Genomic DNA, 1,165 nt, shown 5'->3' on the forward strand with positions numbered 1-1,165 from the left:
ACAACACCAGCACCTACTGTACGGCCACCTTCACGGATCGCGAAACGTAGACCTTCGTCCATTGCGATTGGTGCGATTAGCTCTACAGTCATCTGTACGTTGTCGCCTGGCATTACCATTTCTACGCCGTCTGGTAGCTGGATGTCACCAGTTACGTCAGTTGTACGGAAGTAGAACTGTGGACGGTAGCCTTTGAAGAATGGAGTGTGACGACCACCTTCATCTTTAGACAGTACGTATACTTCTGATTCGAACTTAGTGTGTGGAGTGATTGAACCAGGCTTAGCTAGTACTTGACCACGTTCAACTTCGTCACGCTTAGTACCACGTAGAAGTGCACCAACGTTCTCACCTGCACGGCCTTCGTCTAGAAGCTTACGGAACATCTCAACACCAGTACATGTAGTTGTAGTAGTGTCTTTGATACCTACGATAGCAACTTCGTCACCTACAGTTAGGATACCACGCTCGATACGGCCAGTTACTACTGTACCACGACCTTGGATTGAGAATACGTCTTCGATAGGCATTAGGAATGGCTGATCTACCGCACGCTCTGGCTCAGGGATGTAAGTATCTAGAGCTTCTGCTAGTTCAACGATTTTCGCTTCCCACTGCTCTTCGCCGTTTAGTGCGCCTAGTGCAGAACCTTGGATAACTGGTAGGTCATCACCTGGGAAATCGTATTCAGATAGAAGTTCACGAACTTCCATTTCTACTAGTTCTAGTAGCTCTTCATCGTCAACCATGTCACATTTGTTCATGAATACGATGATGTATGGGATACCAACCTGACGGCCTAGTAGGATGTGCTCACGAGTTTGTGGCATTGGGCCATCTGTCGCAGCAACAACTAGGATACCACCGTCCATCTGTGCAGCACCAGTGATCATGTTTTTAACATAGTCAGCGTGTCCTGGACAGTCAACGTGTGCGTAGTGGCGTGATGGAGTGTCGTACTCAACGTGAGAAGTTGCGATTGTGATACCGCGCTCACGCTCTTCTGGAGCGTTATCGATAGATGCGAAGTCTTTAGCTACACCGCCGTAAACTTTAGCAAGAGTAGTACAGATAGCTGCAGTTAGAGTTGTTTTACCGTGGTCAACGTGGCCGATAGTACCAACGTTAACGTGCGGTTTCGTACGTTCAAATTTTTCTTTAGACA

Annotated in this window: 1 protein-coding gene; it reads right to left on the reverse strand. The window is 47.6% G+C overall.

Translation table 11 applies throughout. From position 1 onward, the window contains the following. A partial coding sequence (gene tuf / locus R7O13_RS24320) for an elongation factor Tu (RefSeq protein ID WP_171345263.1) occupies positions 1-1,165 on the reverse strand: 1,165 nt, incomplete at both ends.

The organism is Vibrio sp. Y176 (assembly GCF_033438945.1).